This window comes from Bradyrhizobium sp. ERR14 (genome assembly GCF_014198235.1).
In the GTDB taxonomy this organism is placed as follows: domain Bacteria; phylum Pseudomonadota; class Alphaproteobacteria; order Rhizobiales; family Xanthobacteraceae; genus Bradyrhizobium.
The window spans coordinates 1-24,374 of the sequence record NZ_JACIHD010000029.1 but is presented as its reverse complement, the minus strand read 5'-3'; the positions used below and the strand labels follow the sequence as shown (position 1 = coordinate 24,374).

Here is a 24,374-nt window from a genome sequence, read left to right as displayed (position 1 = left end):
GTTGGGGAGGGGGCTCTCTCCACACGCGATATCTCGCGAGAGGAAGAAACCCTCACCCGCCACGCTCTTGCGAGCGTGTCGACCTCTCCCGCAAGCGGGAGAGGCGCTAGACCGCGCGCGGGGCTGGATTTGATCTCACCAACAGCTATTACTCTCCAGAGTTTTTGTTAGGGCAGGGGCATGGCAGCAGACATCTCGCGGGCCGGGGTCGAGAAGGCCTATGGCCGCTGGGCGCCGGTCTATGATCTCGTGTTCGGCAAGGTGTTCGACGCCGGACGGCAGTCGACCATTGCGGAGGCCGATCGCATCGGCGGCCGCATCCTCGATGTCGGCGTCGGCACCGGGCTTTCGCTCTCCGACTATTCGCGCACCACGAAAATCTGCGGCGTCGACATCTCCGAGCCGATGCTGCGCAAGGCGCAGGCGCGCGTGCGTGCGCTTCGGCTCTCCAATGTCGAAGTGCTCTCGGTGATGGATGCGAAGAACCTCGCCTTCCCCGAAAACTTCTTCGACGCGGTGGTGGCGCAATATGTCATCACCGCCGTGCCCGATCCCGAAGGCACGCTCGACGAGTTCGTGCGCGTGCTCAAGCCCGGCGGCGAGCTGATCCTGGTCAACCACATCGGCGCCGAGACCGGCCCGCGCAAGCTGTTCGAGCTCGCCTTCGCCCCCGTCGCCCGCCGCCTCGGCTGGCGCCCAGAATTCCCGTGGGCCCGCCTCGAGGGCTGGGCCGCCAGGCACGGCGGCGTCACGCTGGCCGAGCGGAGGCCGATGCCGCCGATGGGGCACTTTTCGCTGATCCGCTACCACAAAGCCTGATCGCGGTTTGTCTCGATAACAGCCAAGCCGGCAGTGCGCTTCCTCCCCGCAAGCGGGAGAGGTGCACTGTGAACGCGGCGAATAGCCCGATCACATCGCATTCCCACCGGGAACAGGCCGCGCTTCCTGCGCGTTTCCCTCCCATGCGCACGACATCAAACATCATCCTGGCCAGCCTGCTGATCGCCGCCTCCGGCAGCGCGATCGCGCAGGCGCCGCCCGCCCCGGCGACGCCGCCGCAAGCGACCGCGCCGCCATCCCCGCAACATGCGGCCAATTGCACCCCGCAGGACCGCCCGAACCGCCAGGCCGACGGCACCACCACCGGCCAGTCCCGGGAACCGCTCGGCGACAGATTGGCAAAGTCCGACGGCGTGCTGTGCCCGCCCGCGGGTGTCGACCCCGAGATGCACGCCCCGGCCCCCGAAACCGGCGGCAATACCCCGGTGATCCCGCCCCCGGGCAGCCCCGGCGGCGACCCCAACGTACGGCCGAAATAAGCGATTTCACGCCTCTCGCGCCCTTCGCCTCTCCCCGCCTGCGGGGAGAGGCCGGAGCGCGTCGCAGATTCGATCCGGGTGAGGGGGATTCTCCACGAGTCCGGTCTTCAAACGGGCAAATCCGGCGCCCAAATCGGCCGTTTCTCGCCGACTTGTCCCGCCGAAGCAGTGGCCAAGAAAGCCTTGGCGAAGAAAGCCTTGGCGAGGGCGGAAAGCTTTTAGCGAAGGCGGATTGACTTACGCCCGCCCCCTTCTTTATATGCCGCGCGTTCGCGAGATCGGCCATAGCAGCCGTTCGCGGGCCCTGTGGCGGGGTAGCTCAGCTGGTTAGAGCACGGGAATCATAATCCTGGGGTCGGGGGTTCGAGTCCCTCTCCCGCTACCACCTTTCCCCACACTCCTTTAACGTGGTTGGGATAGGCCTTTTCCCCGAGCAGGGCATTTAGCCGGCCTGCTATGTCCACGGCTACACCACCTGGGCGAGCTGGATCGCGGAACACAGTCACCGTCTCGACCAGGTCTCTGATGCCTTCTGCGGCCTCTCCGTCGCCCCCACTGGCACCTTCTGCTAGTGCTTCTTCAAGCCGACCGAGTTGATCCTCGTATCGTTTGAGGATGGCCGGATGCAGCGCGACTTCCTTCGGGGCGAGCGGTTCACTCTGCAACTCCTCGGATATCCGCTTTCGTTTGGCATCCAGTGCGGTTGATCGCGGTCCGAGAACAGACGGATCGCCATGCCCTTTTGCGATCGCATCCACCAGTCGTTCGATTTCCCGGTTCAATTGCCCAAGCTGCTGCTCAAGGCGCTGCCGTTTTGCGTTTGATGTAGCTGCGAGGCGCTTCCGCTCCTCTAGATATGTGCGCACGTACTCCGAAAGAACGTTCGGCGCACGCAATTCGGCCTTTAGGCCGCTGAGGACTGCGCTCTCGACCGTGTCTAAATAGAACGTCTTGGCGTCAGGACACGTGCCACTTTCGGTGGCCGCCGAGCAGCGAATCCGAACGCGCCCCGATTTGTCCCGTCCATTCGTTGCCATACCCGAGCCGCATGAACCGCAATGGAGTAAGCCAGATAGCATCCGACGGGGCCGACGTTGATGGCTGGGGTGGCCGTGGCTGCGCTCCCCTTTGCGTTGCTGGGCAGCTGTGAACAATTCTGGACCGACAATTGCAAGATGCGGCACTTCAGCAATCTGCCAATCACTCCTCGGATTCGGTCGTGACAGGCGCTTTCCCGAGTCGGGATCTTTCACCATCCTGACCTTGTTCCAAACGAGGCGCCCTACATAAAGCTCGTTCTGCAGAATTCCGGCGCCACGCTGAACGTTGCCATTGATAGTTGAAGCATTCCATGCGCGCCCCCGCGGAGGTGATACCCTTTCCTTGTTGAGATCGTGTGCGATCTCGCGAGGCGTTCGACCGTCCACGTATTCCTGAAAGATGCGCCGGATCACTTGTGCCTCGGTCTCGAGGACGACCCGCTCGCCGCTTTTTCCGGCAACCGCGGCGTATCCGTATGTCAGGCCACCTCCAGCCAAACCTTGCTTGACCCGCCCTGCCTGGCCACGACGCACCTTGTGAGCGTTGTCTTCACGATAGAGTTGTCCGACCAAGCCGCGAAGGCCGACCAGCACGGTGTTGACAACACCTTCGTGAACCGCCCGGATCTCGATTCCGAGAAAAGACAGCCGCTTATGGATGCCTGCGAGATCTTCCATGTCGCGAGAAAGACGATCGAGCGCTTCGACGATTACCACGTCAAAGGATCTCTCCCGCGCTTGGTCCAACATCCGAAGAAGGCCTTCGCGTCCCATGACTGAGCCACCCGAACGGGCCCGATCCTCATAGGTGCTGACCACAGTTAAGCATTCGCGCTCGGCATAGCTCTGACAAAGTGAAAGCTGATCATCAATCGATCTCTCGTTCTGTAGATCGATTGAGAATCGAGCATAGATCGTCGCTCTTTTCCTTATCGTTTCGCTCGATGAGCTGTCTTTCATGATCTTCCCTCGCGGCCACACGGGCAAGTACTCGCGCGAGACGTAAGATCGCCTTGTCTGGATTTGTCTGCAAGGGAAAGTTGCGATCGGCTTCCCGCACGACCGAACCTTTAGGCCATCGCGCAGCTCAACGAGGTGCACGCACCTGCGCTGGGGCCAGTCGACAAGACGTGGGGGGAACTGATCATTTCGAGCATCCTGCTCGGATGAAAACTAGGTGCAACGGCCGCTATGAGCTCGTCGTGCAATCGGATGCCCAGGCGAAGAAAAAGAGAGGAGCCAATGGCTTTGCTTAGGCGGAATTGATGCCGCTGGGAAGCGCACGCCCTCTCCATCTACCGAATACCTGAGTGGAAACTCAAGGCCTCGCCAGAGTCGCGAATCAGATCCGTGCCTACTGTGAACAAGCCAGAAGCTCCTCACGGCCCCTCGCGACAAGCGGCGTCAGGCTTGGATTCGGGGACAGGAGTGGTCGGCACAACGACTGGTTTTCACTTCAGTTTCTTCTTGGTAACTAGCTCAACCGACCAAATCTGGCGGGTGCCTTGCGGGACTTCTCTACGATAAAAGGCAGAGCGCCCCGGGCAGTCGCCCAAGGGTGCTAGGTGGCAGCGTTGCAGTACCGTGACGCTGGCGAGCGAAGTGGCGCACGTGATAGGGACAGCGCTTTCCAAGGGCCTCTTCGACGAGCGCCGAGTCACATCGTCATTTAACTCCGCTGGCAGCGCGGAGCCGGTAGTTTCAGAGCTTTAAACAGCGCGGAGAGCCGGCCCGCGCTGCCTCCCCCGCTAGACCTTCCGGGCTCGGAATACTTCAAAACATTAACAGGTGAGCCATGCCCGATCCCTGCCCGTCAATTCCTGTCGGCCAGAGCCTTGAGACGCTGAACGGCGGGCAGCCAGTTACGGTGCGGTGCGTCACTCTCGCGATCTGCTGCAAAAGTGGGCGGACACGTTCCTTGGCAAGCGACATCATGAGCCGAGGCGGCTGCCGAACGATACCTAGCGCCGCTGATCGCTTCTGTCACCAATGGACAATGTCTGATCTTGATCAGCGACGTCGATTTGCGCCCTCTCAGATCGATAGGTCACAGCTTCCTTGACCCCGGCTAAGCTGCAGAGGACGCCGAATTATGCTGGTGCCGCCAAACGCCGCCGATTAATGCGCGCCTTTGCGATCCGGCAGGCGAGCGGATCTTTGCAGCACAGACAGATATCACAGATGAGTCGGGATTTTTGGCGAGAGCGAAGAGGCAAACGCGCAGAATAAATAGTCTACCGCAGCATTGCGCAGCTACAAGCTCCTTTCCGATCGTCGTCGCCAAGCAAATCTGCAGATCCTAAGGCCGACGACGGCGGCAGCGCACTTCTCTTCCGCGCCTAGTTCCGCAGCCGATCCCTCACATTCACAATTTGCCATATTCCCAGTTATTCCGCCGAGCCCCGACGAAGCAAAATGGTGGCAAAGCGTTGACGAACCGGCAGACGCGACTTTCAAAGCTAGCTGAGCACAGATAACATCAAGACTGATCGCCTCCCAGCCTAACAAGTTGAGGCCGCGCCAATTCTCGCAATCCATCGCGAAAGATCCTGCGGGGCTTCGGAGCCACGCGCTTGCAGTACGCACAAGGCCCGGCTGCATTGCGGCACGCGAAGCCGTCATCGCGTTGCTGGCGTGGCTTCAATTTTGGGAACGAAAGCCGTTTCGGTCGACCGCGAGAGAAGGGATTGACCGATGCTTAGTGATAAGAAGGGCATGCAGAGGCTTGCGCCTCTCTACAGATCAAAGGCTCTGCTTGACAACGAGCTGTTTGCCGCGAACTTCATCGCGCAACTGCGCTCCCTAACGGCAGGAAGCTTGCCCCAGAAGCCAGCTCGGGGGACAAACGCCTCGAAGCCAACGCTCGCCGCCGCAAGCCGTGGTGGCCGTACCTTGGTCTCTCGCAAGCAAAGGGAGCGAGGCGCTGGGGAACGAGAGGTTCGTCAGAATCGCGAACAGCGCCGGGAGCTATATCGGCGCGAGAAAGCCGCGGTGTAGTGGGGGGCTCCAATGCTTCAAAGATGCTCTGCAACGGCGTAACGGAGCGCCTGATACCCCCGAACCCGGCATGAAGCATGCTGCCGTCATGCAAGGTCAGAAGCTCACAGTGGACGGCATGAGCCACATCGCCGCGGTCTCGTTACCGGCCGCGTCTTCGCTGGCGCTCGACGAAGACATTGGTTTATGAACCGACGCGAACTAAGAAGCTTGCTGAGGCGACGACGAGACCCGATGTCGCGACGCAATTGAGACAGCGTCGCGACAGTGTCACGCCCGCACCGATTTTCGACCAGCCAACCTGAGGCTGAGAAATCCTGACGCGCCTGAAAAGTGTGATTTCGTTCTTGGCTGAGCACCCGCTTCGAAGCGAAGCCAGGACCAAAGTCTTGCGTGATGACGCAATTTCCAGTTCCCTGAAAACGAGTTCGCGAGTTTGAGGCGCGAATCATTGTCTTCCGCGAAGACCGAACAATCGGAGCCGCCACTACGGCTATATCGTCGACGCGGCGCTTGGCGAGGGTTACGACCGTGAGCTAACCGCCAACTTTCACGAGCGCGATCTCGTCGGCTGCGACGCGACGAGATAGACGCGCCGCATACGCGGGTCAGCTTTGACTGTGGCAGACAAGGTATGGGTCGAAACCCGCGCGCAAAATTCCGGCTTCCGCCAAATGCCTGAAACGCTCGATGGCGTCGTCAAGATCAAGCCGAACGATCGCGGCTACTATGGCTTCCTGCACGCCGATGGCAAGACGCGCAATTATTATTTCACCGACGGAACCGTGACCAATTACGGCGTCCCGCTTGTGGTTGGGGCGCGAGTGCGGTTCTGGTATGACAGGCGGCGCAAAATGGGCGAGCACACCGCGTGGTCGAAGAAGAATAAAAGCCATGGCCCAACATCCTAAGGTCCGCCCGAGCATCCGTTCCTCAAGCCCGTAGCGCCCGGGGAAGGCGCTGCTCTGCATTCATTCAATTATGCCGCGCTGACATAAGCGCGCTGCGATCGCAGCTTGCATCGCTAACAAACGAAGGATGCCGGATAATAGAAAGCTTATACCTAGTCGGAGACCGCGTCATTGGTGCCGAAGAATGTCGACAAGAATTCTATCGCTGCGCCGATCGAAGATGCGCGAACCGTCATCGCTGGTGGCGAGTGATCCAGGGGTGCGCAAGATTGCTCCCATAGGTGGCACTAGGCGGTCGACGCTAAACGCCCTCCGCTTGTCGAGGAGCGGCCTCAAGTCTTGTTACCGTTCCTAACTTGGACCGCTTCACGACGGCAGGACATGCCAGCTCGCGCCATCCGCGTTGTGACGAAATGCTGCGGCTGGCCGATGCTTTAGGGTGCGCTCTTTTTTTACTTACGGCAGCCAAACCGAGAGGTGGCGAAACTGGGGGACCCTGGCGTCGTCTGATCGTTCGGAGGACTGAGCGGCGTTAACTCGCCCGGTCTTCAAGTTTGACCAACAGTTTTTCCATTGCTGTGCATCACTACCAATGCTGGTAGGTCACCCGACGCCGCTCTCTCGCTAAATTCCCACTGCCCTGAGGCGACGGGCCTCACGGGAAAGCCGGGTGGGTTGGCCTTGTGATCCCCGAGGCCGACTACTGAGCCAGCGGCACGTGATAGGGACGGCGCCTTCCTTCCCTCCCATGGAGGGTGCCGAGTCATGTGGCCCCAAGGTTTCCGGCGAAGCGGATGCGGCAAAATAGCGCATTTATCCACCGTCCCCCGGTGGACGTAGGCGCCGAGTCGCATCCGCGCTGCTTTTTCTCGAACTCGCCAATTGCGTCTAGTTTTCGCGCCCTACCGGCTGATCGGCGTGATCGAATACTGCACGGTCGAAGAGCCGCACGAGCCAGGGGGCGTGAGGTCATAGCGGCGATCAGTCACAAACGTGCTGTGGATTGGCTGAGCGTCAATCCGGCGCGTAGCGCCGGTGCGGCTGCCGCTGATCGCAAGCGCGCCGAATGGCTATTGTCCGAGGCGTAAACGTCGATATTGCTGCCGATGGCAAGCGGGCCACATGGCCCTTCATTTTGTAAACTGCTGCGCAGCTCTGTCAGCTTTCGGTAAGCCAGCCCTGATAAGAAATCGTTGGTTAACGGGGGCGTGGCAGGGACAGCGCATGAGCTGAAGGACCACCATGTGCCGAGTCACGCTTCCGTTAAGCTCATTGCACTGCGGATGCGGCAGGATAGTGCCTCATGATGCCCCCAGACCGTCAGGCGCCGAGCCGCGTCCGCACTGCTTCCAACTCACGGATTAGTTCTCGTTCAGTCGATTTTGCTCGTTTTGCGAGCGATAAGCTCCCGATCAGCTTCTTGCCGTCACTTCAAGCTGAGTTTGGAGCAGTTAGCTGGGTGGCAGGTACAGCGCTGCCCCTGTGTATGCGTGGCGGACAAGCGCTGAGTCAAGTTCTGCTAAGTTCAACTGGCAGTGCGGGCGGGGTAGGGACAGCGTCTGCTCCAGCGCAACCAAACGACGCCGAGTCGCGTCCGCACTGCTTCCGATAATCATCAGCAACGCTCAGGAGGGAAACGAGATTGCCTGGCTGAATTCCGTCCGCTGTTGTCTTGATGCAATTGTCTCCGCCATGTGTGGCCGATGACGGCGCCGACAGCCTCTCCGATCAAGGCAGTTCTCCCCGTCGCGGCTTTCGAGGTCTCGGATATCTTTCCAACGGACTGCTCCTATCGCGCTTCGTCTGGATTTACTCCGCCAACATTCTTGGGTCTCTCATGTGCGTTTGGCCTATCATTCTTGTTTATGCAACGCGCACGTGTCTGGAAATGCTGGTGTCTCCAGTTTCTTCGAGGCAAAGACCCAGCTTAGAGAGTCGCCGATGAGGACGGGACCGACCGGTTTTGGTAGCTGCCCTTTGTTACTTCTCGAAGATACAGCTTAGTAGCCCTTGAGAATTTGAGCCTCTTGGGAGCAAAAGGGGGCCAGCCCCAGTCTGTGCGACCGGGTTGCACCAACGCTTGCGACACCATGCCCAGGGCAGCTACAGGTCAATAAATGCATACATTCGAGCGGCATATCGCGTCCCTGCGGTCGCAAGCGCTTGCGGTACTTGTAGCCAATCAGGTCCGTGCCGCCGATCAGTCGCTGGGACTATCAGATCGAAAGGTCGCGACATTAAACATCGACGAAGTTCGGGCGATGCTAGCCATACTCGATTGCATGAAGCCTAACCTGCGGCCCAAGGAAGCACGGCAGATCGCTGCGCGCATACGCGCGCTTTTAGAGGAGCCGCCTGGGTGTCAGCCGGTTCGGGTAGGATGTCTGTGAGACCACTAGTGTGAGCTTTCGGTAGGTTGTCCAACCGGTCCTGAACGAGGGAGCGCAGTTGTCAAAGCTTTAGCCCACTCCCGGAGGATCGATGGGCACCCATAAGGATGCGCCTCTGACGCCGAAAGGCTATGGCGCGGAGCGTCATCGTAGATGGCCTGACAAAGGCTGCAGCCGCGCTGCACTTTGTTATTTCGGCGAAGACCGTCGCCAGGTGGGTCAAGCGTTCCGCGAGGCAGGCGTCGATGGACCGTGATCGCTCCACAAGACCTCTTTCATGCCAAGCCAAACCCTGCCTACCACATGCGCCGAAGGTGTGCGACGACAGCGCCACACAAGCAAATAGATCGCAACCGAGGTCGGCTTGACGCCGTAGCCCTATCCAGCGGCCGCTAGGATTGAGCCGATCGCGCACCTTGACCCGGCCGTGCCGGTGCGGCGCTATGAACGTGAACATCCCGGCGATCTGATCCAACGAAATCAAAACAAGCTCTGCAAGTTCAACCGTGTAGGCCATCGATCTACATGTGGCGGGACTCGACAGAGCAGCCTGCGGCTCGCCGCGAAGAGCCTGGCGGAGATTATATCAAATGTGTCTCGACGATGCCTCCCGAAATTCCTTGATAGGTGATGAGGAGCGAGCGACAGGGCTGCCCCGTGGTCTGCGTTAGCCACAGGCCTCCGCGTCAAGGTCAGCGCGTCGTGACCCTGGCTGTGTGAAAAAGCTCGAGTCGGCTCGGATTCTTCCGTTTCCTGATGGGGGATACGGATGGGACGCTTCAGGCGCGGACAGATCCCAGCTGACGCTCTTGCCGGAATGTCTGGAGGATTGGGTAAGCGAGGAGACAACGCGGTCAATGTAATCGATGTTTGTCGAGGCGCTCGATCAGGGCGGCGGCAAGAGAATCGAGATGGTGCGTACCCTCGTGGATTGCGAGATTCCTGTGACGGGTCATCTCGGTCTAATGCCCCAGAGCATCAATGCCATGGGGGGTTCAAAGTACAGGGTCGAAAAGCGGATGAGGCGCTGCGTTTGCTCGATGATGCTCACCGTCTGCAGGAGGCCGGCTGTTTCGCTTTGGTATTTGGAGGGCATTCCGGCCGATCTTTCTGCTCGAGCAATCAATTCCTTGACAATACCGACGATCGAAATCGGCGCCGGCCCGGACTTGTTCAGGCCAGGTGCTCGTGTTTCACGACGTGCTGGGCGGAAGGTCATCGCCCCAAATTCGTTCGCGCCTATGCAGAAGGCTTTCAGCAGTTGCGTGATGCGCTTTCGCGCTGGGCCGCGGACGTCCGCGGTGGTGCATTCCCGAGGTCGCAAGAGTCCTATAGGCTTCCCGAAGGCGTCGGCGAGGCAATTACCAACTGGGCGCCGTCCAACCCAACTTGATGTAGAGCTCGTCATGCAAACGATCACGAGGGTCGCTGGCCGTACTCTCGCAAAATCCCGCGGTGCCGATCAACGGGTCGGATTGGTGCCAACAATGGGCTATCTCCACGATGGCCACATGGCCCTGATCGCGGCGAGCCGGGCGCAGTGCCACGTCACGGTAGTTAGCATCTTCGTCAACCCCACTCAGGTTCGGACCAAACGAGGATCACAACACCTATCCGCGCGACTTCAATGCGCGGTCGTGCGTCGGATGGTTATTGATCTCAATCTCCCGATCGAGATCGTCACTACCAACCGTTCGCGAACAGGATGGGCTCGTAATGATCAGTCGCAACCGCTATCTCAGCTAAGAAGAGCGTCAGCGGGCCCTTGCGATCAATCGTGGACTATCCGCAGCGCTCGACGAATTTCGCTCGGGAGAGTGCAACGTAGAGAAAGCTGATTGCGGTCGCCAAGGAGCATTCAGAGGCAATTGACCGCCTGCAGTATCTTGAACCTGTCGAAGGTGACACGCTCAAACCCGCCGACAGTCCACTGCGGCGCCCGCGGCGCTTTGTGCGGCAGCCTACGTCGGCTCAACGCGGCTGGTCGACAACATAATACTGGGGTTGCGAACTCGGTAGCGCTATGCGTGGCTAAACCGCGCGCAGCATATTGACCGGCAAGAAATGCTCAAGGCACTGCTCGGAAAAGGGGCGTCGAGCTCGTAGCCAAGGGCAAACTCCGAGGCGACTTTGTTTAGCGACTTAGCGAAGCGATAACGCGTGCGTACGGAATATTGTGGGAACGAGAACTTTGCGCCTGGTAACGTCAGAAGTTTCGCGCGGCTGCGACCAGCGCTCATTTCGACAAACCTTGGTATAGGGTTTTGCAGCCCATGCTATATTACCGACTTACCTTTGTAGAGTTGAGCACCGGTTTGGTCGTTTGTACTTTCGATGTCGAACCTGGATCCTTCGATCGACGGGGCGGCGCAATACCTGAAACTGATACCTTGCTCGAAATCGTTGCGTTCCAATCAGGTGCGAAGACGAGAGGCAGGGGGCTTTATCTTTAGAAGGTGCCGACTATTCGAGATCGTGATCGGCATCAGAACAGCGGAGTCAACATTCATTCGAGCGACGAAGATGGAGAAGCGGACGATTGGGCGCGTTATGCTCAGGAACGCGTGAGCCATTAGAGTAGCCGATAACGCTTCCCTCATACCACCGGCTTAGCGCAGTCGCCGCATTGATGATCGTTGCCGTGCGCGAGTTGCTGGCGAATTTGCATCCCCCTTGAAATGCGAGTCGAGATGGCATTTACTGAGCTTTTCATCAGACGTCCGGTATTGTCTATTGTCATCAGTTCCTTGATTTTGCTGATCGGCTTGCGCGCGGCCACCGTACTGCCGATCCGGCAATATCCCAAGCTATCCAATACGGTCGTCACTATCACGACTTCCTATCCTGGCGCCTCCGCCGACCTGATCCAGGGGTTCATCACCACTCCCCTGGAGCAGGCAGTCGCCTCCGCCGAGGGCGTCGACTACATCAGTTCCTCATCGGTGCTCGGTACCTCCACGATCCAAGTCTACATCAAGCTCAATTTCGATCCTAACGAAGCACTCACCGAGGTGCTCTCCAAAGTTAATTCAGTCAAATACTTAATCCCGAAGGAATCAAACGATCCGGTCGTCACTAAGTCGACCGGTCAGACCACCGCTGTCATGTATATCGCCTTCTCCAGCGAGGAACTGGCGGCCAGCGCGATCTCCGACTACCTCACGCGCGTCGTGCAACCCGTTATGTCAACCGTCGACGGCGTCGCAGCGGCAGACATCCTGGGGGGCCAGAGTTTTGCGATGCGGCTATGGCTCGATCCTGGGAAAATGGCAGGCTACGGCGTGTCGCCAGCCGAAGTTTCGGCTGCAATCGCGGCTAACAACTTCCAGGCCGCGGCCGGTCAGACCAAGAGCTACTTCACAATCTCCGATGTCACGGCAAACACGGATCTGCGGAGTGTCGATGATTTCAAGCGCATGATCGTCAAAGCCAATGACGGTGGCTTTGTGCGCATGGAGGACATTGCGGTAATCGAGCTTGCCGCACAGACCGCAGACACTAGCGTCGCAATGAACGGCGAGCACGCGGTCTTTATCGGCGTTCAGGCGAGCCCGCAAGGCAATCCGCTAAACATAGTGCGAGGCGTTCGGGCGCTGTTTCCAGAAATGGAGCGTAACCTGCCGCCGTCACTGAAGATGAAAGTGGCATACGACTCCACCAAATTCATTCAATCGTCGATCGATGAAGTGGAGAAGACGCTCATCGAAGCCGTCGTACTCGTGGTGGTGGTAATCTTCCTATTCCTGGCCTCGCTGAGGTCGGTCATTATTCCTGTAGTCACTATTCCGTTGTCGCTCGTTGGTGTCTGCAGCATGATGCTGGCGCTGGGGTTCTCATTCAATCTCCTGACTCTCCTTGCGATGGTTCTCGCGATCGGTCTCGTGGTCGATGACGCGATCGTGGTGGTGGAGAACATTCATCGTCATTTAGACGAAGGTGCGCCGCCCCTACAGGCTGCTATAAGGGGCGCGCGCGAGATCGTCGGCCCCGTTGTATCCATGACGATTACCTTGGCTGCGGTGTATGCCCCAATCGGATTTCTCGGCGGCCTCACTGGTGCGCTGTTCCGCGAGTTCGCGTTTACGCTAGCGGGAGCGGTGATCATGTCGGGCGTGATCGCTTTGACGCTGTCGCCGATGATGTGCTCCCTCTTCCTGAGGCGCGCTGACGGGGGGCGGTTTGCAAGATTTGTGAACCGCGGGCTCAGCGCCATGACACGATGGTACGGCCACAAGCTCGACCGCTCGCTCGACTATCGTCCGATTACCGCCCTGTTTGCGCTGACTATGCTGGGCCTCGTCGGGTTTCTCTATATGCATACTTCCAAGGAACTCGCACCCGAGGAGGATCAAGGTATCGTATTCGCTCTAACCAAGGCGCCGAAATACGCCAATATCGACTACCTCGACTATTACGGGGCCAAGCTCGAACACGCGTTCCAGAAATTTCCAGAGACTGACTTGAGCTTTGTGATCAATGGCGTTAGCGGCCAGCAGACTGGCATGGCCGGCATGCTGCTCAAGCCCTGGGACGAGGGCAAGCGATCATCGATTGCGCTAAAGTCCCTTGTCCAGGCTGAGCTGTCCAAAATCGAAGGCATTAACGCGTTTGCCTTTAGCTTGCCGCCGCTTCCTGGCGGTTCGGGTGGCCTACCAGTGCAGATGGTGATCAATTCGACGCTTGGCTTCCAATCCGTCTACGAGGAGATGTCGAAGCTGAAGGCTGCCGCGCGGAACAGCGGTCTGTTCATGGTGAGCGACTCCGACCTCGAGTTCAACCAGCCGGTGGTACGAATCAAGGTTGATCGATCTAAGGCCAACGAGCTTGGCATCACCATGCAGACAGTCGGTAACGCGCTCGCCACCTTACTTGGCGGAAACTACGTCAACCGCTTCAATTTACAGGGCCGCTCCTACCAGGTGATCCCGCAGGTGCCACGCGAGGTACGCCTGGCGCCGCAAGCAATCGGGAGCTATTATGTGAAGGCTGCGACGGGCTCGATGGTCCCGTTGTCTACCGTAGTCTCCATTGAGGCTGCGACCGATCCGAACGCGCTCACCCACTACAACCAGCTCAACTGCGCGACCTTTCAGGCCGTCCCGATGCCCGGCGTCACGATCGGGCAGGCCGTGGACTTCCTGGAAGCCGAGGCGAAGAAACTACCCGTAGGCTTCAGCCACGACTTCCTCGCCGACGCCCGCCAATATGTGCACGAGGGTAACCAACTGGCCATTCCATTTGCATTTGCACTCATAATCATATTCTTGGTGCTTGCGGCAGAGTTCGAAAGTCTGCGGGATCCCCTCATCATCCTGATCAGCGTGCCGATGGCAATCGTCGGCGCGTTGATCCCGCTATTCTTTGGCTGGGCGACGATGAACATCTACACCCAGGTGGGACTGTTGACCCTGGTCGGGTTGATTTCCAAGCACGGCATCCTGATGGTTGCGTTCGCCAATGAGCTGCAGCTCAAGGAGAGACTTGACCGTCGCTCGGCTATAGAGATGGCGGCGCGCGTCCGACTGCGTCCAATCTTGATGACAACTGCGGCAATGGTCACGGGCTTCATACCCTTGATGACCGTAACGGGAGCTGGCGCTGCGAGCCGCTTCTCGATCGGGCTCGTGCTCGTCGCGGGCATGTCCGTAGGCACGCTGTTCACGCTCTTCGTGCTGCCGGCGGTCTATGTCGCGATCGCGTCCGATCATCGTGCCGATGCGAGCTCCGGCCGCGCGAAGATCGCCGCTGAGCTCGACCTCACCGGCGCTGCTGATGCCCAGATGGTCAAGCAATGACGATAAAATCAATCAAGGACGCTCAGTGTAGTGAGCGAAGCAGCCTGTGACCGCTTCACGCTCCCTTACGCATCGAGATCTTCACGCCCGTGGTGCCGAGCTTGGCGACCATCAGGTGCTCGGTGAAGAACACGTGGGTGATCCGCGCCTGCTCCGCTAAGGTGAATTGCACCGGACTTAACGGCAGCGGGATGCTAAAACTCGACCTCGCCGAGGAGAAGAGAATTCATGCTCTCCTGTAAAAGATGGCGTTGCCATTATGCCAAGGGCTCTTGAACGACAACTACTTGCTTCCGTCTGATCGCTTGCGTTGCTGGCTGAAAAAGATGACGCTGTCCTGGACGAACGGGTCAAGAACGGTCGCCGTCAGGAGCCCCGTATACATGACCGACGCAGGTCATCATTGAGGTTTTCGTCAGCGTCTACGTCCTTCTCGTCGATCTGAAGGGCGTGCCGGCGTTTGAGACGAGTGTTTCCCATCTTGCTTCTCTTGCCGGGCGTTGCGCTCGGCGGCCATGCCTTGACCTCGCTCCAGCCGGGCTGGATGAAATTCGCCTACACGATCATTTTGTCCCTGATCGTGCTGCAAGCTGCGGGTTGACGCCGCCCCATCGAGCCAAGCTGGCGGATCGGCCTGCCATTCGGGTGGATGCTGGGTATCCTCTCGTTCGGTGACGACTATCTCCGGCCCTCCCTTAGCATGTTGTTTAACAATCAGGGCTGGCTAAACACGAATTTCGCGCCGGCCTAGCCCTGGGTTCGCGTGGTGGAATCGAGCGTGCCCCCCTTCGTCTACTATCACCTCGGCTCGTTCCCGAGAGCGGCAGCTTGCTCTATTTTTTATACCCAGTGTCATGCCTGACATCCTGCTGGGCTCCTACCTCATGCGCCGGCTTGATCCGGAGATAATTCGACGCATCTGCATGAGCTTTGATGCGGGCGTCGGTTTGTCACTGGTGATGATCGAGCTCGATCTAGTGCAGCGCGCCTGGGCTTATAACGTGAGGGGCGGCGATACTGATGGATCCCGCTACACTTGCTCCTTACCACCCACAGTCCAATTTGGTCGGAGCGAGGCGAACTGCGGATATCAGCGCTTGAACGATGCCGGCTGGCACCTCGGTATCGAATGCGCGCGCGTCGTGGACCTGAGCGACGCCGACCTCTTCCCGGCCTGGCCGCCTGAAACCAGGAATAATCGAATTTCAAAAGTACGGGGCCGACATTGACGGCTTCCGCGTGATAGCGGTCTTGTATTGGTCCCCCGAGTCAGCGCCGTTACACATGATGAGAGCTCCCGATTTGCAAGAGCTGTCGGAAAACCTACGGCGGTGTTCGCGCCAAGTACACAGTGGCGTCCGGCACCGTTGGCTTTGCGGGGTTTGTAGCATTTGCGACAAAGCCTCAGTGAGCGTTGCGCCTCCGGCCGTTGTCGCAGATCAGCAAAAACTGTCACCCTCTTATGGCCAGCTTAACCGGGAAGGGATAGCCGAAACACCGTATCCACGGGCTCGACGATCACCGCCCGCTCGCCTAGTGACGTAGTCCCAGTTGTTTTTATGACGGCATTGCATTTGCAGGGATAAAGAATGCCGGCTTGAGGCCATCATTGTCGATAGCGTCGCTTTAGGCGATGCGCGCAGGGTGAGGGGCGTCGCGCTCGCGAGCCCGTTCTCTCAGGAGCGCCCGTGATACTTCCTGGTAATTGGTCAGCCGGCCTGCTTGGGACACGGCTCGCATTTTTTGTGGCCGGAGTCGGTCTCGCGGCTTGGGCACCTTTGGTGCCACTCGCCAAGGAGCGGCTCGCGGTCGATGACCGCATGCTTGGTCTTCTGCTGCTCTGTCTCGGAACGGGATCCGTCATCGCGATGCTTTCGACCAGCGTATTGAATGCGCGGTACGGCAGCAAGCCCATTATCCTCGCGGGTGGACTTGGACTCGCGATCATGTTGCCGTGCCTTGCAATTGCCGACACACCTGTCAGGCTCGGTGCTACGCTGTTTGCTTTCGGCGTTTCACTCGGCTCGATCGATGTAGCAATGAACATTCATGCGATTGAACTGGAGCGCGACACGGGCCGTCCATTGATGTCTGGCTTCCACGCTCAGTATAGCATTGGGGAATTCACCGGCTCTGCCGCCGTGACCTCGTTAATGTCGCTGCAGCTTGGCCCGCTTTTTTCGACGTTGGTCTGTTCGGCGTTAATGACGATCGCGATTGTATCGGCCTGGCCGGGGTTGCTCGCGGTGGGGTCGGGGCAGCAGGGGCCATCGTTTGTTTTGCCCCATCGCAGTGTGTTGCTAATAGCGGTGCTCGCGGCTATCACCTTTCTTGTCGAAGGTGCAATGCTCGATTGGAGCGCTTTGCTTCTCGTCGAACGAGATCTTCTCGCGGAAGCGCACGGGGGCATTGGTTGTATGCTCTTCTCAATCGCAATGGCCGGAGGGCGTCTCAGCGGAGATGCCGTGGTGGCGCGAATCGGAGACCGTGCCACATTGATGCTCGGGACTCTGCCGATCGTAACAGGCTTCTTGGCTGTGGTGGCGGCGCCCGTTGCGTTGATTGCTATGGCGGGGTTCCTGCTTATTGGATTGGGTATTTCAAATGTTGTACCTGTGCTTTGTCGACGCGCCGGCAAACAGAAAATGATGCCAGCGGGCGTTGCGATCGCGGTCATCACGACAGTCGGCTATGCGGGTATACTCGTTGGGCCCGCCGGCGTTGGGCTCGTCGCACACATGTTTGGCTTGCGCTTGGCGTTTGGGGTGTTGGGCGCGCTCATGTCCATCGTTACGCTGTCGGCGAGGATGATGATGACAGACCATCGCTAAGGCGTTGGCCGAGAGGAAAGGGACACCAGTACGCTTCCGGCTAATGACCGTCCAGCGGTCGGCGCTTAGCGGCTTAGAGACGATGAGCTCTCAACCTCATGGCAGCAGGTCTCGGTCATGGCCATTCTCCTTTTCCTGCAAGTCGTTGGCTGCGTAGTAGGTAGGATACACCGCGTCACTTGGGTTTTGGCGTCCGACCGAGGCCGGTCGTTGACAATGAACGACTCGTCAATTGCGAAGCAAAGTTGGTCGTTACGTGGGCGGCAAGTCCGCTAGGCTAGACATTGACCGCTACCTAGGATTGTCCCGTTATTCCGGAACAGGCAGATGCCGTCCATCGCTGTCGGCGCGATATGCCCGGTATGCCAGCTGAATGCCGTCCTCAAGCGAGGTCGTGGCGCGCCAGCCGAGCCCGGACAGCCGCCCGACGTCGAGCAGTTTGCGCGGCGTGCCGTCAGGGCGCGACATATCAAAGCTGATCTCACCGCGAAAACCGATAGCGGCCGCGACCATGAGTGCTAACTCGGCGATGCTGATGTCCTCGCCGGTACCGATATTTACAAGTTCCGGTGAGGAATAGGTCTTCATCAGGTGAATGCAGGCGTCGGCGAGATCGTCAACGTAGAGCAATTCGCGGCGCGGCGTGCCGGTGCCCCAGACCACCACGCTTCTCGAGCCTGCGAGCTTCGCCTCGTGGAAGCGGCGGACCAGGGCGGCAACTACGTGGCTGTACTCGGGATGATAATTGTCACCGGGACCGTAGAGATTGGTCGGCATCACGCTGATGAAGTCGCTGCCATACTGCCTGCGATAGGCCTCCGCCATCTTGATGCCGGCGATCTTGGCGATCGCGTAGGGCTCGTTGGTCGGCTCCAGCGGGCCTGTCAGCACCGAGTCCTCGCGCAGGGGCTGCGGCGCGAGCTTCGGATAGATGCAGGACGAGCCGAGGAACATCAGCTTCTCGGCGCCAGCTTGCTGCGCGGCCTGAATCACGTTCGCCGCGATCGCGATATTGTCGTAGATAAACTCGGCGCGCAGCGTGTCGTTGGCGACGATGCCACCCACCTTCGCGGCGGCGAGGAATACGACCTGCGGCCGAACCCGCGCGAACCAGTCGAACACGGCGGCCTGGTTGCAGAGGTCGACCTCACGCCGGTCCACCGTGACGATCTTGACGTCCTCGCGCGCCAGCCGGCGCACTAGCGCGCTGCCAACCATGCCATGATGGCCGGCGACATAGACGCTCTTGCCGGTCAGCTCAAACGCTGCGCTTGCCATGGACCGCGTCCCGTTTCGCCTCGGCAAGGTCGCTCGCCATCATCTCCTCGACGAGCTGGGCAAAGGTCCGCTTCGGCTTCCAGCCGAGCTTCTCGCGCGCCTTGCTGGCATCGCCGACCAGGAGATCGACCTCGGTCGGCCGGAAATAGGTCGGATCGATCTTCACCACGGTCTTGCCGCTCTTGGCGTCGACCCCGGTCTCATCGACGCCCGTGCCGCGCCATTCAACGCGGCGGCCGACCTGCGCGAAGGCAAGCTCGACCATCTCGCGCACCGATCGGGTCTCGCCGGTGGCGAGCACGAAATCGTCCGGCTTGTCGGCCTGGAGGATCATATGCATGCCTTCGACATAGTCTTTCGCGTGGCCCCAATCGCGCTTGGCCTCGAGATTGCCGAGATAGAGCGTCTGTTCGAGACCCACCTCGATGCGGGCGACACCACGGGTGATCTTGCGGGTCACGAAGGTCTCGCCGCGAATCGGACTCTCGTGATTGAACAGGATGCCGTTGGACGCGAACATGCCATAGGCTTCGCGGTAGTTCACCGTGATCCAATAACCGTAGAGCTTGGCGACGCCGTAAGGCGAGCGCGGATAGAACGGCGTCGTCTCCTTCTGCGGGATCTCCTGCACGAGGCCGTAGAGCTCTGAGGTCGAGGCCTGGTAGAACAGCGTCTCCTTCTCCATGCCCAGGATGCGGATCGCTTCTAGGAGGCGCAGCACGCCGATCGCGTCGGCATTGGCGGTGTATTCGGGGCTCTCGAAGCTGACGGCGACGTGGCTTTGAGCTGCGAGATTGTAGATCTCGGTGGGGCGGATCTGCTGCATCAGGCGGATCAAATTGGTCGAATCCGTCATGTCGCCATAGTGCATCAGGAACCGCACGTTGCCGGCATGCGGATCCTGGTAAAGATGATCGACGCGCGAGGTGTTGAACGAGGAAGACCGGCGCTTGATCCCATGCACGGTGTAGCCGAGACCGAGCAAATACTCGGCGAGATATGCGCCGTCCTGCCCGGTGACGCCCGTAATTAGCGCAACGCGCCGCTTTGAGTCCTGAGCCGCCATGGTCTCTCTTAGTTGCGCCGCAAAGAGCCTCGCTGTGAAACACCATGCGAAGCCGTTTCTCGAAAAATCTAGATGTGCACGCGCGCTCCACCCGCAATTAAAGGAAAGCGATCGTTAGCTCCAGTCATACACACCATGCAGGAATGCACACTATATACATTGATTTATATTTGGATTGAAGGGTGCCAACACATTGAGCGTCAAAAATGAAGCCCAGTAACCCTAGCAGCGCGATAGTCCTAAGGCGAGATGGATGGCAAAACGCCCTTACGCGCGCCCGGGGCGCGCTTGCCCCTGGGCGGTATTTCAATGAGATAGAAGCGTTGGTCTGTGCTCCTTATCATCCTCAGGCGCATGTGTGCATTCGCGTGGGCTCATCATGGCGTGGGAAAGCGACGAGCTGAGGTCGTATTCGTCAATGCATTTGTCGGAATGACGGCATGCAAGGCAGCACGCAGCCATCCTGCTCATAGAGCTGCAGTCTACAAAGCGCTATTAGCGTCGGAACATAACACGCAGTCTTGTAGGTCGACTCATCAACCACGATCAGCGCCGTTGCCAATATCCAACTCGCGGCAGGCAGTGGACGGTTGACGCGAGACAAAGTGAGAAAGAGTAGCAAACGTTGGTATAGATCGTCGAACGTTTCGATATCGAGAGCTTACTTTCGTACAATGGAGCTTCGACGGCAATCCTTTAACCTTGACCGAGCGTAAGTTGCCTTGGTTCGAGTATGATAAGTCTCTTTAACCCGCGCCGGAAAATGTCTCCAGTAAGACAGGACAATTCAAGCTAGAGCTGCTGTGCCGTTTGTACTCGTTCGGCAGGCAAAAGCGGAATGTAGCCGACGAAGCGATGATGGCTGAAAGAGATCTAACTCACGCTTGTGAATGCGGCGGCGATACAGGCGGCCGCGAAAACCGAACTAGACACCCGTTACCATCAGGCAAGCGGACTTCATGACCGGGTTCCTGTAGAGGGACGTCGGACTCCTTAAACTTGGGCTGCATTGATCGATATGTGTGGAATTGTAGGCATTTTGGGGCGTGGTCCGGTCGTTGGGCAGTTGGTCGCGTCGCTCAAGAGATTGGAATATCGTGGCTACGACTCCGCAGGCCTCGCGACTCTCGAAGGTCTCCGTATCGAGCGCCGCCGCGCTGAAGGTAAGCTGAGAAACCTTGAGGAGCAGCTGCGCTGCTATCCGCCGTCGGGTCATACCGGCATCGGTCATACCCGCTGGGCGACTCATGGAAAGCCGACCGAGAGCAATGCTCACCCGCACGCGGCGGAAAATGTCGCGGTCGTTCATAACGGGATCATTGAGAATTTCCGCGAGCTGCGAGCTGAACTGGAGCGGAATGGAGCCCATTTTAGCTCGGAGACAGACACGGAGGTGGTGGCGCATCTCGTCGAATCTTATCTCAAGAAGGGTTACTCGCCGCAGGATGCGGTACAAGCGTCGCTGCCGCGGCTGCGCGGTGCCTTCGCGCTAGCATTCCTTTTCAAGGCCCACGATGATCTTTTGATCGGTGCGCGTAAGGGGTCGCCCCTTGCGATCGGACATGGCAAGGGCGAAGTGTATCTAGGATCGGACGCGATCGCGCTCGCGCCGTTGACCGACACCATCACCTATCTTGAAGACGGCGACTGGGCCGTGCTTACGCGCACGACGTGCGTGATTTATAGCGCAGACGGATCTGTCGTCGAGCGGGAAACATCAAAGTCTGGCGTATCGTCACTCCTTGTGGACAAAGCGAATTATCGCCACTTCATGGCCAAGGAAATCCACGAACAGCCGACAGTGGCCGGCAAGACATTGGCGCATTATCTCGACATGGCGGCCAAGCGCGTCGTCCTGCCCCTCACATTGCCGTTCGACTTTAAATCCATTCAGCGCATCTCAATTACCGCGTGCGGCACTGCAAGCTATGCCGGGCACATCGCCAAATACTGGTTCGAGCGGCTGGCGCGCTTGCCTGTCGAGATCGATGTAGCCTCCGAGTTCCGCTACAGAGAGGCGCCTTTGCGCCGGGGCGATCTCGCGATCGTCATCTCGCAGTCGGGCGAAACCGCTGACACGCTAGCTGCGTTGCGATACGCCAAGGACCAAGGCATGCACACGATATCTGTAGTCAATGTCCCGACGTCGACGATTGCGCGGGAGAGCGAATCCGTTCTGCCGACGCTGGCGGGGCCAGAAATCGGCGTCGCCTCGACCAAGGCATTCATCTGCCAGCTGATGGTATTGGCGGCGCTTGCCGTGGCAGCAGGCAAAGAGCGCGATAAACTGTCTGAAATCGATGAATCGAAGCTTGTGCGTGAGCTTATCGAAGTGCCGCGGTTGATTGCTGCGGCGCTGTTGATTGAGCCGCAGATCGAGAAGCTCGCGCGTTATATCGCCGAGACAAGGGACGTGCTCTATCTCGGTCGTGGCACATCGGCCCCCCTGGCGCTTGAGGGCGCACTCAAGCTGAAGGAAATTGCCTATATCCACTCAGAAGGTTATGCGGCCGGCGAGCTCAAGCACGGACCGATCGCATTGATAGATGAGGCTGTGCCTGTGGTGGTGATCGCCCCTTATGACGGGGTCTTCGAGAAGACCGTCTCGAATATGCAAGAAGTTGCGGCTCGGGGCGGCAAGATCATCCTGATCACCGATTCGAAGGGTGCTTTAGAAGCGACGATGGACACACTCATGACCATTGTGCTGCCGGAGATGGTCGCAAGCTTTACGCCGATGGTCTATGCCATTCCGGTTCAGCTCTTGGCTTACCATACCGCGCTCGTAAGGGGCGCGGACGTGGATCAGCCGCGTAATCTAGCAAAATCGGTGACTGTGGAATGAGGCGGCAGTTTGAAGCATCGAGGCCACTAATGGAGTGGGCGAGCTCAAGGAGAGCGATCCCAGTATCGATAAGGTCAATCATAGACCGGTCCAGCTCGATGAGCAGAGTCCTGCTTGCGTCATCATCGTCAACCGACTAACGCCAATGGAGGCGAGCGTTACCTTCCTGTCGTTCGAGAGGAACGGTCGATAACAAGTGGGAATTACTGACCATTGGGAGATCCAAGTCGGCTCTCGGTTACCCAGCCTGCCATCTGCTTTGCAGGGCCAAATCACCTGAAGCTCGGTACACAACAGATACCCTCTAACTTATCCTCCCACCTTGGCGAAGCCGACGAGCAAGTCGGTGCACACACCAGCTTCGGGCCGCTCCGTCGCGGCTTATTCACTGGCAGCGCATACGCGCGACAGGCTCCTCTCTGTTTATAGCGTTTGCGGCTGAGAGTTCCTCTGAGTTGGCTGAGAAGACTGCCCCCAGAGTGCTCCTTGGCCTAGCGGTTGCTGAGTTGTGTGAGCGTTGGAAGTAGGAGCTCACTGCGCAAGGCAATTGCGGCAATGCTCGCCGCGGCGAGGACCTGCATGGGGTGCCGCCAGAGTGCGTCCGGCCGCCGAGGGGCCGGGCGTGTTGCGCCGAGCACGTTGGACGGTTTGGAGGCAGAAGTCTTCTACAGATCGCGGCCTACGAAGTAGTGACGGCGTGGGCGCCTGCCGTGTGTCGGTGGGCAAAGAAATGTACAGCGAAGCGGCGCTCGATGGACAAGACGGCCGGCATTCGTCAACCGATATATAACGACGCCGTGAGCACGAGGATCGTGCAGAGCTCTTTCACCAGAAAAGCCTCAACACACACGCGAGGCGGTTGTCCTGGGCGAAGCTCAGTTATCATCGTCACTGCAGTCGGGCTGCGAACAGCCAATCTCTTGCTTTGTCGAGCGCTCTCGCGCCAGCTCCGCTCTGCAATGGAGTATATAACCTCGATCTAGACGAGTTAAGAAGTGCTTAGGGTCGTCGATTGCTTTGGGTCAGCATTATCTTTAACGTCGACCTACAGAATGAGTCGAGCTAGCCTGCCCTTCCGGCCCTCGCAGCGATAAGGTTGTTCTGCACCAATGTAGCCGCCCGGCGATAGTCGGTGAAGCATGTACAAGGCAACAATTGGCCTCTCGCTCGCGTTTTAAAGCAAGTAGCATGTTTGACCGCGAAGGGGTTGATCGGTGGCGAGATCGACCTGTGGACCGTTTAGATCGGACATCATTTCAAGCCGCAGGTTGATTGCATCAGATGCCGCCTCGGCCGTCATACGCGTTCAGTGCGTTGTCGAGGCACTCGATTAACGCTTGTCCGGTAAAGGGTTTGGCGAGGAAGCCAATCGCTCCGGCGCCCAGCGCTGACGCGCGTACGCGGTCGTCGGGGAAAGCCGTAATGAAAATGAATGGTGCGTCGTAACCGCGTGTCCGCATCTCCGCCAATAGCTCCAGGCCGCTCATAGCCGACATCTGTACATCGGTAATCACACAGGATGTCTCGTCCAATTGCGGGGACCTCAGGAGTTCCTCGGCCGACGCAAATATTTGGGCGATGTAGCCACGCGATTTCAAAAGATTCTCTGTCGCCACACGGACTGAGGCGTCGTCGTCAACGACGGAAATCAAAGGCGTGGACAAGACGAGCACTCCTGAACGGGGAATAGCGGCTGCAAGCATCAGCCACCTTCGGCGAAAAGTGGGCTCGACTGATAAAATTGTAAAATCATACTTGGGTTTGTTCAGGACGATTGGCGCGAATTCCCAACGTCTCAGTCATTCTAATCAAGTCGGCCAGCGACCGTGCACGCATCTTCTTCATTACGTGTCCCCGGTAGATCTTGACCGTAATCTCGGCCAGCCCAAGCTCGGCGGCTAC

Annotated in this window: 13 protein-coding genes, 1 tRNA gene and 2 pseudogenes; 11 read left to right on the top strand and 5 right to left on the bottom strand. The window is 58.8% G+C overall.

All coding sequences use genetic code 11. The annotated features are described in order from the left end of the window. Window positions 1-180 precede the first annotated feature (180 nt). The 3 genes from GGD62_RS37265 to GGD62_RS37255 all read left to right on the top strand — a co-directional run bounded on the left by GGD62_RS37265 (window position 181) and on the right by GGD62_RS37255 (window position 1,704). Window positions 181-819: a class I SAM-dependent methyltransferase gene (locus tag GGD62_RS37265; RefSeq protein WP_018318408.1), complete on the top strand. Its 639-nt coding sequence runs from the start codon at window positions 181-183 to the stop codon at window positions 817-819. 143 nt (window positions 820-962) lie between these two features. Beyond that, on the top strand, window positions 963-1,319 hold the full coding sequence (locus GGD62_RS37260; RefSeq protein WP_018318409.1) for a hypothetical protein: 357 nt from the start codon (window positions 963-965) through the stop codon (window positions 1,317-1,319). 308 nt (window positions 1,320-1,627) lie between these two features. Next, window positions 1,628-1,704, top strand: a tRNA-Met gene (locus GGD62_RS37255). On the opposite strand, the gene GGD62_RS37250 is transcribed toward GGD62_RS37255, so the two are convergent. After that, window positions 1,661-3,319, bottom strand: coding sequence for a recombinase family protein (locus tag GGD62_RS37250; RefSeq protein WP_183713637.1), 1,659 nt, complete (start codon window positions 3,317-3,319; stop codon window positions 1,661-1,663). The two genes, GGD62_RS37255 and GGD62_RS37250, sit on opposite strands and share 44 nt — an antisense overlap. Window positions 3,320-5,970: 2,651 nt before the next feature. Between GGD62_RS37250 and GGD62_RS37245 the strand changes: the two genes are divergently transcribed. The 7 genes and pseudogenes from GGD62_RS37245 to GGD62_RS37220 all read left to right on the top strand — a co-directional run bounded on the left by GGD62_RS37245 (window position 5,971) and on the right by GGD62_RS37220 (window position 17,283). Continuing rightward, on the top strand, window positions 5,971-6,267 hold the full coding sequence (locus GGD62_RS37245; protein ID WP_183713585.1) for a hypothetical protein: 297 nt from the start codon (window positions 5,971-5,973) through the stop codon (window positions 6,265-6,267). A 3,256-nt stretch (window positions 6,268-9,523) separates the two neighbouring features. After that, window positions 9,524-9,766: pseudogene (locus GGD62_RS41970) on the top strand (3-methyl-2-oxobutanoate hydroxymethyltransferase); the annotation flags it as partial. Next, window positions 9,685-10,050 carry a hypothetical protein gene (locus GGD62_RS37240; protein WP_409333986.1) on the top strand — a complete coding sequence of 122 codons (366 nt, stop codon included), beginning with the start codon at window positions 9,685-9,687 and terminating at the stop codon, window positions 10,048-10,050. The pseudogene GGD62_RS41970 and the gene GGD62_RS37240, both read left to right, overlap by 82 nt. A gap of 13 nt (window positions 10,051-10,063) precedes the next feature. Continuing rightward, a pseudogene (locus tag GGD62_RS37235) lies at window positions 10,064-10,676 on the top strand (4-phosphopantoate--beta-alanine ligase). 671 nt (window positions 10,677-11,347) lie between these two features. After that, window positions 11,348-14,452 (top strand): efflux RND transporter permease subunit, encoded by a 3,105-nt coding sequence (locus GGD62_RS37230; protein ID WP_183713582.1) that lies wholly within the window; start codon window positions 11,348-11,350, stop codon window positions 14,450-14,452. Between the two features lie 854 nt (window positions 14,453-15,306). Next, window positions 15,307-15,681 carry a hypothetical protein gene (locus GGD62_RS37225; protein WP_183713579.1) on the top strand — a complete coding sequence of 125 codons (375 nt, stop codon included), beginning with the start codon at window positions 15,307-15,309 and terminating at the stop codon, window positions 15,679-15,681. 459 nt (window positions 15,682-16,140) lie between these two features. Continuing rightward, complete coding sequence (locus tag GGD62_RS37220) at window positions 16,141-17,283, top strand: MFS transporter (protein WP_183713576.1); 1,143 nt, start codon at window positions 16,141-16,143, stop codon at window positions 17,281-17,283. A gap of 309 nt (window positions 17,284-17,592) precedes the next feature. Here the strand turns inward: GGD62_RS37220 and GGD62_RS37215 are convergent, their stop codons facing one another. After that, the gene (locus GGD62_RS37215; protein ID WP_283813371.1) at window positions 17,593-18,561 is read right to left on the bottom strand and encodes a GDP-L-fucose synthase; all 969 of its coding nucleotides are present in this window, start codon (window positions 18,559-18,561) and stop codon (window positions 17,593-17,595) included. Further along, on the bottom strand, window positions 18,542-19,627 hold the full coding sequence (gene gmd, locus GGD62_RS37210) for a GDP-mannose 4,6-dehydratase (RefSeq protein ID WP_183713572.1): 1,086 nt from the start codon (window positions 19,625-19,627) through the stop codon (window positions 18,542-18,544). The genes GGD62_RS37215 and gmd overlap by 20 nt, the downstream gene beginning before the upstream one ends. Before the next feature lie 1,018 nt (window positions 19,628-20,645). On the opposite strand from gmd, the gene glmS reads away from it, so the two are divergent. Further along, entirely contained in the window at window positions 20,646-22,472 is a 1,827-nt protein-coding gene (glmS, locus tag GGD62_RS37205) for a glutamine--fructose-6-phosphate transaminase (isomerizing) (protein WP_183713632.1), read from the top strand. 1,277 nt (window positions 22,473-23,749) lie between these two features. On the opposite strand, the gene GGD62_RS37200 is transcribed toward glmS, so the two are convergent. Both GGD62_RS37200 and GGD62_RS37195 read right to left on the bottom strand, forming a co-directional pair. Then, a complete protein-coding gene (locus GGD62_RS37200; protein ID WP_409333985.1) occupies window positions 23,750-24,175 on the bottom strand; it encodes a response regulator transcription factor in 426 nt (141 codons plus the stop codon). A gap of 46 nt (window positions 24,176-24,221) precedes the next feature. Then, on the bottom strand, window positions 24,222-24,374 hold a 153-nt coding region (locus tag GGD62_RS37195; protein ID WP_246800452.1), incomplete at its 5' end, for a LuxR C-terminal-related transcriptional regulator.